At 66.8% G+C, this 15073-nt stretch carries 11 protein-coding genes; 8 read left to right on the forward strand and 3 right to left on the reverse strand.

The window, feature by feature from the left end; translation table 11 throughout:
- Nucleotides 1-137: 137 nt before the first annotated feature.
- Complete coding sequence (locus tag GGD66_RS34185) at nucleotides 138-1607, reverse strand: amidase (protein ID WP_183230401.1); 1470 nt, start codon at nucleotides 1605-1607, stop codon at nucleotides 138-140.
- Between the two features lie 1210 nt (nucleotides 1608-2817).
- Here GGD66_RS34185 and GGD66_RS34190 point away from each other — a divergent pair.
- The 4 genes from GGD66_RS34190 to GGD66_RS34205 all read left to right on the forward strand — a co-directional run bounded on the left by GGD66_RS34190 (nucleotide 2818) and on the right by GGD66_RS34205 (nucleotide 7813).
- Entirely contained in the window at nucleotides 2818-5154 is a 2337-nt protein-coding gene (locus tag GGD66_RS34190; protein ID WP_026201817.1) for a Tex family protein, read from the forward strand.
- 326 nt (nucleotides 5155-5480) lie between these two features.
- Nucleotides 5481-5963 (forward strand): hypothetical protein, encoded by a 483-nt coding sequence (locus tag GGD66_RS34195; protein ID WP_018317259.1) that lies wholly within the window; start codon nucleotides 5481-5483, stop codon nucleotides 5961-5963.
- A 100-nt stretch (nucleotides 5964-6063) separates the two neighbouring features.
- Nucleotides 6064-6756: a response regulator transcription factor gene (locus GGD66_RS34200; RefSeq protein WP_018317258.1), complete on the forward strand. Its 693-nt coding sequence runs from the start codon at nucleotides 6064-6066 to the stop codon at nucleotides 6754-6756.
- Nucleotides 6743-7813, forward strand: coding sequence for a HAMP domain-containing sensor histidine kinase (locus GGD66_RS34205; RefSeq protein ID WP_183261046.1), 1071 nt, complete (start codon nucleotides 6743-6745; stop codon nucleotides 7811-7813). The genes GGD66_RS34200 and GGD66_RS34205 overlap by 14 nt, the downstream gene beginning before the upstream one ends.
- Here GGD66_RS34205 and GGD66_RS34210 read toward each other — a convergent pair.
- Together GGD66_RS34210 and GGD66_RS34215 are read right to left on the reverse strand one after the other, a co-directional pair.
- Nucleotides 7808-8179 carry a response regulator transcription factor gene (locus tag GGD66_RS34210; RefSeq protein WP_183261048.1) on the reverse strand — a complete coding sequence of 124 codons (372 nt, stop codon included), beginning with the start codon at nucleotides 8177-8179 and terminating at the stop codon, nucleotides 7808-7810. The genes GGD66_RS34205 and GGD66_RS34210 overlap by 6 nt on opposite strands.
- Nucleotides 8176-9042: a S1C family serine protease gene (locus GGD66_RS34215; protein ID WP_183261050.1), complete on the reverse strand. Its 867-nt coding sequence runs from the start codon at nucleotides 9040-9042 to the stop codon at nucleotides 8176-8178. The genes GGD66_RS34210 and GGD66_RS34215 overlap by 4 nt, the downstream gene beginning before the upstream one ends.
- A gap of 184 nt (nucleotides 9043-9226) precedes the next feature.
- On the opposite strand from GGD66_RS34215, the gene GGD66_RS34220 reads away from it, so the two are divergent.
- The 4 genes from GGD66_RS34220 (at nucleotide 9227) to GGD66_RS34235 (ending at nucleotide 14847) form a co-directional block, all read left to right on the forward strand.
- Nucleotides 9227-10192 (forward strand): VOC family protein, encoded by a 966-nt coding sequence (locus GGD66_RS34220; RefSeq protein ID WP_183261052.1) that lies wholly within the window; start codon nucleotides 9227-9229, stop codon nucleotides 10190-10192.
- Nucleotides 10193-10247: 55 nt separating this feature from the next.
- Nucleotides 10248-11123 carry a dihydrodipicolinate synthase family protein gene (locus GGD66_RS34225; protein ID WP_183261053.1) on the forward strand — a complete coding sequence of 292 codons (876 nt, stop codon included), beginning with the start codon at nucleotides 10248-10250 and terminating at the stop codon, nucleotides 11121-11123.
- 169 nt (nucleotides 11124-11292) lie between these two features.
- Nucleotides 11293-12396: a S1C family serine protease gene (locus GGD66_RS34230; protein WP_183261055.1), complete on the forward strand. Its 1104-nt coding sequence runs from the start codon at nucleotides 11293-11295 to the stop codon at nucleotides 12394-12396.
- Between the two features lie 126 nt (nucleotides 12397-12522).
- Nucleotides 12523-14847, forward strand: a complete 2325-nt coding sequence (locus tag GGD66_RS34235) for a xanthine dehydrogenase family protein molybdopterin-binding subunit (RefSeq protein WP_183261057.1) — start codon at nucleotides 12523-12525, stop codon at nucleotides 14845-14847.
- The last annotated feature ends 226 nt before the right edge of the window (nucleotides 14848-15073 follow it).

The raw sequence follows: 15073 nt of genomic DNA on the forward strand, positions 1-15073 counted from the left end.
CGCGCCGCAAGGCGGCGCTCCTCACCATGAGGGTCTAAGATATCGCTGCGAAATCAGACCTCATCCTGAGGAGCCCGCCAACGGCGGGCGTCTCGAAGGATGGCCGCAAGCGCAAGGCTGAAACAAACAGCCAAGCCTCAGCCTACATGCACCTTCGGCTTCTTGCCGCCGTTCCACTTGCCGTCGAGCGCGCGCTCGATCTGGGCGGCGAGTTGCAGCAGCAGGCCGTCATTGGCCTGCTTGGCGATGGCCTGGATGCCGAGCGGCAGGCCGTGGTCTTGCGTTGCCATCGGCATCGAGATCGCCGGCATGCCGCAGAGATTGGCCAGCGGCGTGAAGGCAAAGAAGCGCCAGAGATTGTCGAACCAGTCGCGCACATCGGGGTTGTCGGAAATGGTGAGATATTCTCTGGTGCCGACCTTCGGTGTCGGCAGCGCAGTGATCGGCGTCAGGATCACGTCCCATTGCTCGAAGAAGGTGCCGAAGCCGCGCGATGTGGTGTTGAATACGCCCTGCATCTTGGCACGCTCGGCGAAACTGGTGTGCCGGCCGGCTTCCCAGATGCGGATGTTCATCGGCTCGATCAGATCCTCCGGCGGCTTTTCCAGCCCGCGGGCGGCGAGCATGTTGGAGATCACCACGGCGAAGTTCGAGATGTAGCAGGTGGTCTGCGCCTCGAATGCAGCGGGAAGGTCGATCTCCGGCAGCGCATAGTCGACGTGATGGCCGAGGCCTTCGAGGAAGCGTCCGGCCTTCTCCAGCTCGGCTGCGATCTCGGGCGTCGCGGTGTAGTTGCCCCATGTATGGGACAATGCGATGCGCAGCTTCGAGGGATCGCGCTTGATCATCTCGGAATAAGGCTGCGCCGTGGTCCAGAACGGCATGAACTCGCCGGGCGCAGGCCCGCGGGTATGATCGACGAAGGCGGCGGTGTCGCGCACGCTGCGCGACTGGCAGCCCTGGATCGAGACGAGGCCGGTGAGGTCGGACATGTGCGGGGCGAGCGAGAACACGCCGCGCGAGACCTTCAGCCCGATATTGCCGTTGACGCCGGCGGGAATGCGGATCGAGCCGCCGCCGTCGGTCGCATGCGCGATCGGCACCACGCCGGCCGCGACCATCGCGGCGCTGCCCGCCGAGGAGCCGCAGGTGGTGTAGTCGGTATTCCAGGGATTGCGGGTGACATAGACTGCCGGATTGTCGGCCGAAGAGCACACGCCGAATTCCGGCGTCGTGGTGCGTCCGATCAGGTTGAGCCCCGCCTGGCGGAATTTACCGGTGAGGAACGTATCGGCCGCGGCGCGATTGCCGCGCATCAACAGCGAGCCCATTTCCTGCAGCCGGCCCTTCATGGTCGGCCCGAGGTCCTTCATCAGGAAGGGCAGGCCGGCGAACGGACCTGCGAGATTGGCGCCGTCCTTGGCGGGATCGGCGATCACGTCCTCGAACAGCTCGACCACGCCCGACAGCGCCGGATTGACCTTGGCGACACCAGCGGCAGCCTGGCGCGCCAGCTCCTTCGCCGTCAGCTCGCCCTTGCGGACCCGCCCCGCCAGCGCGACGCCATCGTGCTGCGCCCATTCCGTCCAGCTCATCGGCAACGTCATGAAGTCCTGATCTCCTTAAGATGCGGCGCCACCTTTTTCGCAAGGGACCGCCTGAATCAACTGAGCCGGCACGAGGGGCAGGGTTGCACGGGGCGGAGAGGTCGCAAGGCGGCGTCGTCCCAATCCGGCAGTTGTCCGATCGTTGCAACCCGGAGGAGCCTGTAGCCCGGATGGAGCGCAGCGTAACCCGGGGCCGCTCGCCCGGCATCTGGCACCGTCCCGGATTACGCTGGCGCTCCATCCGGGCTACGCGCCATCGTCCTGTGTCGCCCTCTGTCAATCCAGAAATGCAAAAATATTCCACTTTACCGAAATTCGGTTTCGGCGTATGTGTCGCCCATCCTGATCCGGCGAAAGGGGCGGTCGTACGTCGTCACGAGCCGCGGATCGGGGAGCGGTGGACGCGCAGCGTCGTGCACGAGAGGCGGGAGCAGGGCGGGATCAACCCCGTGAGGTCCAGGCTTCGTGCGGACGAACGGCGCTTGAAGCGTACGGCCAAATCGCGTGGTCCTGGCTGTCGTTGCTACAGCCAAGCCTTGCGGAGGTGCGCCGAGCCCGACCGGGCGAAGCGCGCCGCCATCCGTGAGGTGACGGAGGCAAGCAGGAACTCGTCTCCGGGGAGAGCGCGCCATAGGCCGTCAAACATCGCGCAGGGAAGGCCGGACGTTTCGGCTTCACCTGTTGATCCGTTGTGCATTGCGTGTGCATCTCATCGCACGACGGACCCGCGGGTGCCAGCCGGCGCCCGGCCTTCCCTGCGCCCTTTCGTTGAGGGCGCGATGCGGAGCGCAAAGCTCGGGCGGAATCGCCGCGAGGAGGTGAAGACATGTCTGCAACACACAACCGGCGTCGTAGGGTGGGCAAAGCGACTTGTCCGCCATAGCTCGAAGAGCGACGGCGGAAGCGTGCCCACGCCTCTCGTGCCGCGTTTAAATTTGGTGGGCACGGCGCGGTGCGCCTTTGCCTACCTACGGCACCGTGTCTGCCGCATACACTCGGTGTGATCGCCCGCGCAGGCGCATCCGGGATCCGCGAGGGTGTTCGCGCGCCGTCCCCACGAATGTGGCGAGATCGCATCGGTTCGACAAAAAATCCCCTGTCGACGGTCCGCCGCAGTACCTTGATGAATCAACCCCGGTTGGTCCATAAGCGGCGTCCCGTGGCCGGTGGTTCGCCCCCGCGTTGCGTGCTTGGATAGAGGAATTCTCGCGTGGCAAATATCAACCAGAAAATTGCGCAGGAGCTTGGGGTTCGGGCGGAGCAGGTCGAGGCGACGGTGACGCTGCTCGATGGCGGCGCCACGGTTCCCTTCATCGCCCGCTACCGCAAGGAAGCGACCGGTGCGCTCGACGACGCGCAATTGCGCACCCTGGAGGAGCGCCTGGGTTACCTGCGCGAGCTCGAGGATCGCCGCAAGGCCATCCTCGAATCAGTCCGCGAGCAGGGCAAGCTCGATGCGGCGCTCGAGGCCTCCATTCTCGCCGCCGACAGCAAGGCCCGTCTCGAAGACATCTATCTGCCGTTCAAGCCGAAGCGCCGCACCAAGGCGGAGATCGCCAAGGAGGCCGGCCTCGAGCCGCTCGCCAACCAGCTGGTGGCGGAGCCCACCAACGATCCGAAGGTGGTGGCCGAAGGCTTCATCAACGCCGAGAAGGGCGTTGCGGATGCCGCCGCCGCGCTGGACGGCGCCCGCGCCATCCTGGTCGAACGCTTCGACGAGGACGCCGACCTGATCGGCGCGCTTCGCGAGGAGATGTGGACCAATGCGCGCATGGCCTCCAAGGTGCGCGACGGCAAGAAGACCGAGGGCGAGAAGTTCGCCGACTATTTCGAGTTCTCCGAGCCGCTGACCAAGCTGCCCTCGCACCGCATCCTCGCGATGTTCCGCGGCGAGAAGGAGGAGATCCTCGACCTGCAGATCCAGGCCGAGGCCGAGGCGCCGCCGCCGGGCGTGCCCAGCGCCTATGAACTGAAGATCATGAAGCGGTTCGGCATCGCCGACCTCAAGCGCGCCGGCGACCGCTGGCTGATCGACACGGTGCGCTGGGCCTGGCGCACCAAGATCCAGGTGCATCTCAATATCGACCTGCGCATGCGGCTGTGGAACGCCGCCGAGACCGAGGCCGTGCGCGTGTTCGCCTCCAATTTGCGCGATCTCCTGCTGGCCGCGCCGGCCGGCACCCGCGTCACCATGGGGCTCGACCCCGGCTATCGCACCGGCGTCAAGGTCGCCGTCACCGATGCCACCGGCAAGGTCGTCGATACCGCCGTGATCTATCCGCACGAGCCGCAGCGGCAGTGGAACGAGTCGCTTGCGATCCTCGGCAAGCTCGCATTGAAGCATCGTGTCGAGCTGATCGCGATCGGCAACGGCACCGCCTCGCGCGAGACCGACAAGCTCGCAGGCGATCTCGTCAAGGGGCTGGCCGAGCTGAAGATGACCAAGATCGTGGTGTCGGAAGCCGGCGCGTCGGTCTATTCGGCCTCGGCTTTCGCCTCGGAGGAATTGCCCGGTCTTGACGTCACCCTGCGCGGCGCGGTCTCGATCGCGCGGCGCCTGCAGGATCCGCTCGCCGAGCTCGTCAAGATCGAGCCCAAGGCGATCGGCGTCGGCCAGTATCAGCACGATCTTGGCCAGGCGAAGCTCGCAAAATCGCTCGATGCCGTGGTCGAGGACTGCGTGAACGCCGTCGGTGTCGACGTCAACACCGCGTCCGCACCGCTGCTTGCCCGCGTGTCGGGCGTCGGCTCCGGCCTGGCGCAGAGCATCGTGGCGCACCGTGACGCCAACGGCCCGTTCAAGTCGCGCAAGGCGCTCAAGGACGTGCCGCGGCTCGGGCCGAAGGCGTTCGAGCAATGCGCCGGCTTCCTGCGCATTCTCGGCGGCGAGGACCCGCTCGACGCCTCCGGCGTGCATCCGGAAGCCTATCCGGTGGTGCGCCGGATCCTCAGCGCCACCAAGAGCGACATCAAGGCGCTGATCGGCAGCAGCGAGATCGTGCGCACCTTGAAGCCGAAGGATTTCGTCGACGAGACCTTTGGTCTGCCGACCGTCACCGACATTTTGAAGGAATTGGAGAAGCCCGGCCGCGATCCGCGTCCGGCGTTCAAGGCCGCCGTGTTCAAGGAGGGCGTCGAGGAGATCAAGCATCTCCAGAAGGGCATGATCCTCGAGGGCACCGTGACCAACGTCGCCGCCTTCGGCGCCTTCGTCGATATCGGCGTGCACCAGGACGGCCTCGTGCACATCTCCGCGATGTCCAAGACCTATATCAAGGACCCGCGCGAGGTGGTGAAGCCCGGCGACATCGTCAAGGTCAAGGTGCTGGACTTCGAGGTCGCGCGCAAGCGCATCTCGCTGACCTTGCGTCTCGACGACGAGGTCGGTGCCAAGAAGGACGCCCCCGGCATGCAGCGCGACAACAGCGCGCGCAACCCTTCCCGCATGACGTCGTCCGCCCCGCGAAAGCAGGAATCCTCCGGCGGCGGCGCCCTCGCCGAAGCGCTGCGCCGCGCGGCGGAGAAGAACAACGGCAAGCGGGCGTGAGATCTTGACCTCTCCCGCCCTTTGCGGGGAGAGGTCGGAATTCGCGCGTAGCGCTGATTCCGGGTGAGGGGCGTGGCAACCTGCGCGCCGAATCGATGGTCCCCCCGGCTCCCACACACGCCCTCAATTCAAATCACATTCGCGGAAGCAGCCCCTCACCCCACCCTCTCCCCGTAAGAACGGGGAGAGGGAGTGATAGAGCGTCCTCTCCCTAACACTCGCGTCAGAATCTGGCGCGTTTGTAAGTTGAAGGCGCCGATCTCTTGCTCTCATCTGATCATCCTCGTGCGACGCGCAAACCGCCGCACTGCAAGGAGGATGCTTCGATGAACAACAGGCTTCTCAAAGGCCTCACCGCGGTGACGATCGCCGCGGCGATGGCGCTCGCTTCACCGGTGCTCGCCCGTGGCGGCGGCGGACATGGCGGCTTCGGCGGCGGCGGTCATTTCGGCGGCGGTGGACATTTCGGTGGCGGCATGCACGCAGGCGGCTTCGGCGGCATGCGCGCCGGCGGGATGGGCGGTGCGCGCTTCGCCCATGTCGGCGGTCCAGCCTTTGGCGGTGCACGCTTCGCCCATGCCGGCGGTCCCGCTTTTGGCGGCGCACGCTTCGCCCATGCGGCGATCGGGCCGCGTTTCGCCGGGGCCGGCTGGCACGGCCATCGCGGCTTCCACCATCATCACCATTTCCGTCGTTTCGCCGTCTTCGGCGCGCCCTTCATTTACGCCGGCTACAACGATGGCTGCTGGCGCAGGAGCTGGACGCCCTATGGATGGCAATGGGTCAATGTGTGCGGAGACTATTGGTAGTCGCATCGCCGTACCGCACCATTGTCGCGATCGCCACCGGGCGGTTCCGTCCAGCCCCGGAACGGGATAGTCTGGTGGCGATTGTCGCGCGGAGTTTTGCATGACCGGAGGTCACCGTCGCATCCTGGTCGTCGAGGACGATCCGGAAACAGCAGGCCAGCTCGTCGAGGAATTGACGACCTCCGGCTACGACGTCGATCTCGCAGCTAGCGGCCGTGAAGCCCTCAGCCACGGCGCCGCGCGCGACTATGCCGTGATCACGATCGACCGGATGCTGCCCGATATCGACGGCATCAGCGTGATGCGGCAATTGCGCGACGACGGCGTTGCCGCGCCGTTCCTGATCATCTCCGCGCTCGGCGAGGTCGATGATCGCGTGCGCGGCCTGCGCGCCGGCGGCGACGACTATCTCGTCAAGCCGTTCTCCTTCACCGAATTGCTGGCGCGGCTCGAGGCGCTCGGCCGCCGCAGCGAGACCATCGCCAAGGAGACGCTGCTGCGGGTCGGCGATCTCGCCATCGACCTGATCGCGCGCAACGCCAGCCGCCGCGGCCGCAAGATCCCGCTGCTGCCGCGCGAGTTCCAGCTGCTCGAATATCTCGTCCGCAACGAGGGCCGCGTCGTCTCCCGCGCGATGCTGCTCCAGCACGTCTGGGACCTGCATTTCGACCCCTCCACCAACATCATCGACGTCTATGTCGGGCGCGTCCGTCGCAAGGTCGATGATGCCCAGGCCTATCCGCTGATCCACACCATCCGCGGCATCGGATATTGCCTCCGTGCTCCTGGTTAAGACGCTCCGCTCCTCCACCTTCCGCCTGGCGCTGATCGCGATCGCGGCGTTCGGGCTGATCGTCGCGGCGATCATGGCCTATGTCTATTTCGGCACGCTGGCCTATGTGGAGAGCCGGGTCGGCGACGCCGGCGATCACAGCGGTTTCACCGCGATGATCGAGCTTGCAATGGCGGCGGTTGCCGTGCTGCTGCTGGTGCTCGCCGGGCTTGCCGCCGTGCTGGTGACCCGGCGCACGGTCGGGCGGATCGAGGAGATCAACGCCACCAGCCGCGCCATCATGCTCTCAGGCCTCGACCAGCGCATCCCCTTGCGCGGCAGTCATGACGAATGGGACCGCGTCGCCGAAAACCTCAACCAGATGCTCGACCGCATCGAGACGCTGATGGGTGAGGTCAAGCAGGTCAGCGACAACGTCGCCCATGATCTGCGCACGCCGCTGACGCGGATGCGCGGCCGGCTGGAGAAGGCCTATCACCACGAACGCAACAGCGAGGCGGATGCCGCGCTGATCGGCGACACCATCGCCGATCTCGACGCCGTGCTCGGCATGTTCGCCTCCATCACCCGGATCTCCGAGATCGAGAGCCGCGCCCGCACCGGCGCCTTCCGCGCGCTCGACCTCGCCGAGATCGCCGGCGAGGTCGTCGAGCTCTATGACGCCGCAGCCGAGCAGGTCTCAACGCGCCTCAGCCTCGCCGGAGACCGCGAGGTGCCGATCACCGGCGATCGCGACCTGCTGTTCGATGCCATCGCCAATCTCGTCGACAATTCGATCAAGCACGGCTGCAAAGGCGGGCAGGTGACCGTGACGTGCCGCAGCGCCGATGGTGGTGCGGTGATCGCCATCGCCGACGATGGTCCGGGCATTCCCACTGAGGAGCGCGATCACGTCTTCAAGCGCTTCTACCGGCTCGAGCAGAGCCGCTACACGCCGGGCAACGGTCTTGGCCTCAGCCTCGTCGCCGCGGTCGCGCGCCTTCACGGCGCGGGCGTAGCGCTGCATGACAATGCGCCGGGCCTGACGGTCGAGCTCCGCTTCCCCGGGACATCATAGCTCAATCACGCCGCGGCGTGCCGCATGCGCCACCGCATCGGTGCGGCCGGTGGCGTCCAGCTTGTCGAGCAGCGAGCCGACATGGAATTTGACGGTGTGAACGGAGATGCCGAGCCGGCGGGCGATCATCTTGTTGGAGGCACCCTCGGCCATCAGCGCCAGCACGTCGAGCTCGCGTTGCGTCAGCGCGATGTCGGCGGACATCATGCGTGGATCGCGGGCGACGACGGTCGCCGTGGCCGTCTCGCCGGGCCCGGCGAGACGCAGCCCGGTGACGTTGCCGAGCAAGGCCGCCAGGCGATCGGCGAGGGCGGGATCGTCAATCTCCAGGGCAAGCACGATCTCCGGCGTCCGGTCCTCGCTCACGCCTCCGGCCTCTCGCCGACCGTGACCTTGAAGCTGATCGGCTCGCCGCCGCGGTGCGCCGCGACGTCGACCACCGCGCCGACGCTCGAAGGACCCAGCGTTCGCGACAGCGCGCGCACGCCTGACAGCTTCTGGTCGTTAACTGCCACAATGACGTCGCCCTGGCGGATGCCGGCCGCGGCCGAAGGGCCGGCCTTGTCGACATTCATCACCATGGCGCCGATGCCGTCGTCGAGCCGGACCGGCTGGAGCCCGAGGCCGAGATATCCGCGCGCGATGCGGCCGCGCGTATCGAGTTGCGCCGCGACGCGCTCGATCGTCGCCGTCGGGATCACCAGCACGCGCCGCGGCCCGAGCACGGCCATGCCAAAGGCTTCGCCCGATGCATCGAGCGCAAGGCCGCCCTGCTGGCTGCCGCGCAGGCGGACATCGAGCTCGATCCGCGCATCGATCTCGCCGCCGCGCAGGGAGCGCCAGCCGCTGCCGGACGCCGATACCATCCCCAGCGCGGCACTCGGCGTCTCGCGGTTGGTGGCCACCACGATCGACAACGCGCCGAGGGGCGGGACCGTGGCGGCGAGCTTGACCGGCGTAGCAGCGGCCTCAGTGCGCAGCAGCGCGATGTCGGTGGTGTGGTCGCGGCCGGCGATCGTGGCAGCCACGCGGCTGCCGTCGGCGAGACCGATCTCGACCTCGCCCTCGTCGGCCAGCGCCTCGTCGGCGGTGACGATCAGCCCCCCTTTCCAGACGAAGCCGGTCGCACGGGAGCGATGCGAGTGCACAGAGACGATTGCGGGCGCAGTGCGCGCCACCACATCCGCGAGGGCGGACGATAGTGAGGACAGGGGAGTTGGGTCAGTCATAGCTGGCTCCTATAAGCTGCCCTCAATCTGGGATGTCGCGGGGAATCGCGAAACTGGCCGGGTGGTCAGGACACCGCCTGTTACGGCCGACGAACATGTGATTGGGAGCCGCTCACGGGAACGTGTAGCAATCGGCCCGACATTGCGCCGCACGGCCCCAACCAGTTTCAGCGAGCCCTGACCGATGACCATCGACCTCACCCGCCGCACCCTGCTGCAACTCGCCGGCGCGGCCTCCCTTGCCATGGCGGCCGCAGCTGCGGCGCGTGCCGAGGGCACGCCGCAGGGCGGCGGGCCGACCTATGCCAGCCGAACGCCGATGCGGATCGGCATGGTGACGCTGCGGGTGAAGAATCTCGACAAGGTCGCGGACTATTACCGCGATGTGATCGGCCTCACGGTGATGGAGCGCTCGGCGACTGCGGTGAAGCTCGGTACGGCCGGCGTCACGCTGCTGGTACTGGAGGCCCGCCCCAATGCGGAAATCGAGCCGCGCAATGCCGCAGGCCTTTACCACACCGCCTTCCTGATGCCGACGCGCAAGGACCTGGCGCGCTGGCTGGTGCACGCGGCCTCGCACCGCGTGAAGCTGTCGGGCTTTGCCGATCACCTCGTCAGCGAATCCGTCTATCTCGACGATCCCGAAGGCAACGGCATCGAGGTCTATGCCGACCGCGATCCCTCGCAATGGCAATGGAGCGAGAGCAGCGTGAAGATGGCGTCCGACGAGCTCAACATTCCGGACCTGTTGTCGCTGACCAATACGCGCGTGCCAGATTACGCCAAGGCGCCGGACGGAATGCGCATCGGCCACATGCATCTGCGGGTCGGCGATCTCGCGCAGGCCGGAGGCTTCTATCATGGCGCCATTGGCCTCGATCCGACCCGCAGCCGCAGCGGCGCCGCGTTCCTGTCGTCGGGCCGCTATCATCATCACCTCGGCATCAACGTCTGGCAAAGCCAGGGCGCCGGCCAGCGCGACGATAAGATGACGGGTCTCACCTGGTTCTCGCTGGTCATGGCCAAGCCGGAGCTGCTCGCCGCGCAGGAAGAGCGCCTGCGCAAAGGCGGTGCGAAGCTCACGGCGCTTGCCGACGGCGTGGAGGCGATTGATCCCTGGGGCACGCGGGTACGCTTGCTCAAGGTTTGATCGCGGGGGCGGGCATTGCTAAGACCCGTCGGGTGCCAGCTTCCGGAGCCCCGACATGTCCGAATTCCACGGCGTCTTCCCCTATCTCGTCTCGCCCGTCGATGCCGACGGCACGGTGCGGACGAACGTGCTCGCAAAGCTCTGTGATGATCTGATCGGCGCCGGCGTGCACGGGCTGACGCCGCTGGGTTCGACCGGCGAGTTCGCCTATCTCAATGCCGCACAACGCACCGCGGTCGTGCAGACCACGATCGAAGCCGCGCAGGGCCGCGTGCCTGTTGTCGCCGGCGTCGCCTCGACCTCGACGGCGGATGCGGTGGCGCAGGCGAGGGCCTACCAGAAATGTGGGGCCGACGGCATCTTGGCGATCCTGGAGGCGTATTTTCCGCTCAGCGACGCCCAGGTCGAATCCTACTTCCGCGCCATCGCGGATGCCGTCGACATTCCCGTCGTCATCTACACCAATCCGCAATTCCAGCGCTCCGACCTCACCCTCGACATCATCGCGCGCCTCGCCGAGCACCCGCGCATCGGCTACATCAAGGACGCCTCGACCAACACCGGCCGGCTGCTCTCGATCATGAACCGCTGCGGCGATGCCTTGCGGGTGTTCTCGGCCTCCGCCCACATCCCGGCCGCGGTGATGCTGATCGGCGGGCTTGGCTGGATGGCGGGCCCGGCCTGCATCATCCCGCGCCAGAGTGTCGCGCTCTACGACCTCTGCAAGGCCGGCCGCTGGGACGAGGCCATGGCGCTGCAGCGCCGGCTGTGGCGCATCAACGAAGCCTTCGCCCGCTTCAACCTCGCCGCCTGCATCAAGGCGGGGCTTGCAGTCCAGGGCTACGACGTCGGCGACCCCGTCCCGCCGCAGGCCGCGCTGACGGCCGAGGCGCGCAAGGTGGTGGAGGCGGCGCTGCGCGAGCTGACATAGCTCGTTGTCACGCGGCAATATGCCCCGGCGCTCGTGCGGGAGCCCCAAAAGTCCCAACCTGCGCAATCGAGAAACTTCCGAGCGTTTGCGACGTTGCCGCGTGAGCGATTTCTGTCCATGCAATGTGCATCTCAGAGCCCGCATTCAGCACAAGACACGGTGATCACCCATGAATCGTCGCTACGCGATTGCCGCGGCAGCCTTCGCCGCCCTGCTGCTCGCCGTCACGGCCGCGAAAATCCTGCATGTCCCGGTCTCCTATGCCTCATGGGCGGCACCCTCCGCACGCGCCGTCGAGCAGCGCGGCCCGCTGTCCGATGGCGAAAAGGCGACCATCGACATCTTTGAACGCGTGTCGCCCTCGGTCGTTCAGGTGGCGGTGAAATCGGCGGCGAGTCCGCTCACGGGCGAGGAAGGCCAGGGCGGCGGCGCGTCCGGCACGGGATTCGTCTGGGACCGCGAGGGCCATCTCGTGACGAACAATCACGTCGTGGCCAATGGTGGCGAGATCGCGGTGCGCTTCGCCTCAGGTGAAGTCGCGCAGGTCGACCTCGTCGGCACGGCGCCCAATTACGACCTCGCGGTGCTGAGGATCCGCAGCGTGCGCGAGCTCCCGCAGCCGGTGGCGCTCGGCAGTTCGAACGACCTGAAGGTCGGCCAATCCGCCTTTGCGATCGGCAACCCCTTCGGGCTCGATCAATCGATGACCTCTGGCATCATCAGCGCGCTCAAGCGCCGGCTTCCAACCCATGGCGGCCGGGAGATCGCCAACGTCATCCAGACCGATGCTGCGATCAATCCGGGCAATTCAGGCGGGCCGCTGCTGGACTCCGCCGGCCGGTTGATCGGCGTGACTACGGCGATCATATCGCCGTCCGGCTCGAATGCCGGCATCGGCTTCGCCGTGCCGGTCGATGTTGTGAACCGGATTGTCCCCGAGCTCATCCGCAACGGCCGCGTGCCGACGCCCGGCATCGGCATCGTCGCCGCCGGCGAGGATGTGTCGACGCGGCTTGGCGTCGAAGGCGTCATCGTGGTGCGGACGGCCCCCGGCAGCCCCGCCGAGCGGGCGGGGATTCGCGGCGTCAACTTTTCGACGGGAGCGGTCGGAGACATCATCACCGCGGTGGAAGGGAAGCCGGTGCGGCGCCTCTCCGATTTGACCGATGCGCTCGAGCAGGCCGGAGCGGGCAAGACAGTTCGCCTCACGGTCAAACGCGGCTCGGACAGCCGCGAGGTCAATATAGGCATCATCGATATCGAGCGTTCCTGACGGCGAATTCCGCGCCCGCAAGGGGGGCAGACGCGCATTGCAGATGTGTCGCGGCTCGGTTGTCTGGCGCGCAAAATCGGTTAAAACCGCCGCGGTCGTTTTTGCGGATTTCGAGGACCCCACGGAATGAACATTCTTCCCGGCAATTTGCGTTTCGGAGCGGGGCAGCCCGTCAAGCGTTTGGAAGACCAGCGGCTGCTGACCGGGAAGGGGCAGTTCATCGACGACAAGCCGGGAGACGGCGCGCTGTGGCTCTACGTGCTGCGCTCGCCGCATGCCCATGCGACGATCGTCTCGATCGACACCAGCGCGGCCGCCGCGATGCCGGGCGTTGCCGCGATCTACACCGGCGCCGACCTCGTCAAGGACGATGTCGGCAGCATCCCGACGCTGAGCATCTTCAAGCGCCCCGACGGCAAGCCGATGACGGTGCCGCCGCGCCGGCTGCTCGCCCATGAGGTCGTCCGCTACGCCGGCGAGGCCGTGGCTGCCGTTGTGGCTTCGTCCCGCGTCGAGGCGCAGAGCGCGGCCGAGGCGATCGTGGTCGAGTATGACGTGCAGCCTGCGGTGGTCGACCCTGTCGAGGCCGTCAAGCCCGGCGCGCCCGTGGTGTGGCCGGAGGCGCCCGACAACATCGTCGGTGCGATGGCTTACGGCGATGCCGCCAAGGTGGACGAGGCGTTCGCCAAGGCCGCGCACACCGTCGAGCTCGACCTCGTCAGCCAGCGCCTCGTGCCGTCGGCGATGGAGCCGCGCTCGACCATTGCCGAGATCGACAAGAAGACCGGCCGCCTGCTGCTGCATGTGCAGTCGCAGACCCCGGCCTCGACCCGCGACGTGCTCGCCGAGGCCGTGCTGAAGCGTCCCAAGGACAGTGTGCGTGTGCTGGTCGGCGATATCGGCGGCGGCTTTGGCCAGAAGACCAACCTCTATCCCGAGGACGGCATCGTCGCTTACGCCGCGACCAAGCTGAGCAAGAAGATCCGCTGGCGCGGCGATCGCACCGACGAATTCGTCGGTGGCACCCACGGCCGCGATCTCACTTCGACTGCCTCCTTTGCGCTGGACGAGAAGGGCAAGGTGCTGGCCTATCGCGTCAAGTCGATCGGCTGCACCGGCGCTTACTCCTCGGGTGCGGCGAACATCATTCCGCTGGTGCTCGGGCCGTTCGTGCAGACCGGCGTCTACGACCTGCCGCTGGTGCATTTCGAGGTGCAATCAGTGATGACCCACACCGCGCCCGTCGGTGCCTATCGCGGCGCCGGCCGGCCCGAAGCGGTCTTCATCGTCGAGCGCCTGTTCGACGCCGCCGCGCGAAAGATCGGCATCGATCCGCGCGCGATCCGCAAAGCCAACTACATCAAGCCGGCGCAGCTGCCTTATACCAATGCGGCGGGCCAGGTTTACGATTCCGGCGCCTTCGCGCACATGCTCGACCGCGCCGTGAAGCTGGCCGACTGGGACGGCTTTGCCGCGCGCAAGAAGGCGGCGAAGAAGAAGGGCCTGCTCTACGGCCGCGGGCTCACCTCCTACATCGAATGGACCGGCGGCCGCGCCCACACCGAGAAGGTCAGCCTGCACGCGACCTCTCAAGGGCGCGTCGTGCTGCATTCCGGCACCATGGCGATGGGGCAGGGGCTGCAGACCACCTACACCCAGATGATCTCCGACACGCTCGGCATTGCCATGGACAAGATCGATGTCGTGCAAGGCGACACCGATCTCGCGATGGGCTTTGGCAGCGTCGGCTCGCGCTCGTTGTTTGTCGGTGGCACCGCGGTCGCGGTCTCCTCCAACGATCTGATCCAGAAGGCGCGCGAGAAGGCGGCGAACGTGCTGGAGACCTCGGTCGAGGACATCGAATATCAGGGCGGCATGCTGACCGTGGTCGGCACCGACCGCCGTATCAGCCTGTTCGACATCGCCGAAAAGGAGAGCGGCGCCAAGCTCAGCGTCGATTCCGAGGGCGAGGTCGATGGTCCGAGCTGGCCGAACGGCACGCATATCTGCGAGGTCGAGATCGATCCCGAAACCGGCGTCTCCAAGGTCGTGCGCTACACTACGGTCGACGATGTCGGGGTCGCCGTGAACCCGATGCTGGTGACGGGGCAGATCCATGGCGGCGTCGCGCAGGGCATCGGTCAGGCGCTGTATGAAGGCGTCTCGTATGATGCCGACGGCCAGCTCCTCACCGCGAGCTATCAGGACTATTGCATCCCGCGCGCCGACGACGTGCCGCCGATCGTGGTGACGCTGGATGATTCCGCGCCCTGCCGCACCAATCCGCTCGGGGCCAAGGGCTGCGGCGAGTCCGGCGCCATCGGCGGCCCGCCTTGCGTCACCAACGGCGTGATGGACGCGCTCGCCGAGCTCGGCGTCACCCAGCTCAATACGCCGCTGACACCGCAGAAGATCTGGCAGGCGATCCGGGAGGCGAAGGCGGCGGGTTAGCGTCGAGTTATTGCGCTAGCTGCTGCCACACACTCCGCTGTCGTCCCGGACAAGCGCGCCCAAGCGCGCGCCGATCCGGGACCCATATGTGGACGGCCCCCGTGGCACAAGAGCTTTGTGAGGTTTGACCAGATCGCTTGCATCCATATGTGCGGCCTGTTGGGTGCAGCTTGTTCGCTGCTGGCCAAGATGGTTTCCGCAACACGAGTTCCAATCACCGCAGCGG

Source organism: Bradyrhizobium sp. CIR48, from assembly GCF_014198315.1.
In the GTDB taxonomy this organism is placed as follows: Bacteria; Pseudomonadota; Alphaproteobacteria; order Rhizobiales; family Xanthobacteraceae; genus Bradyrhizobium.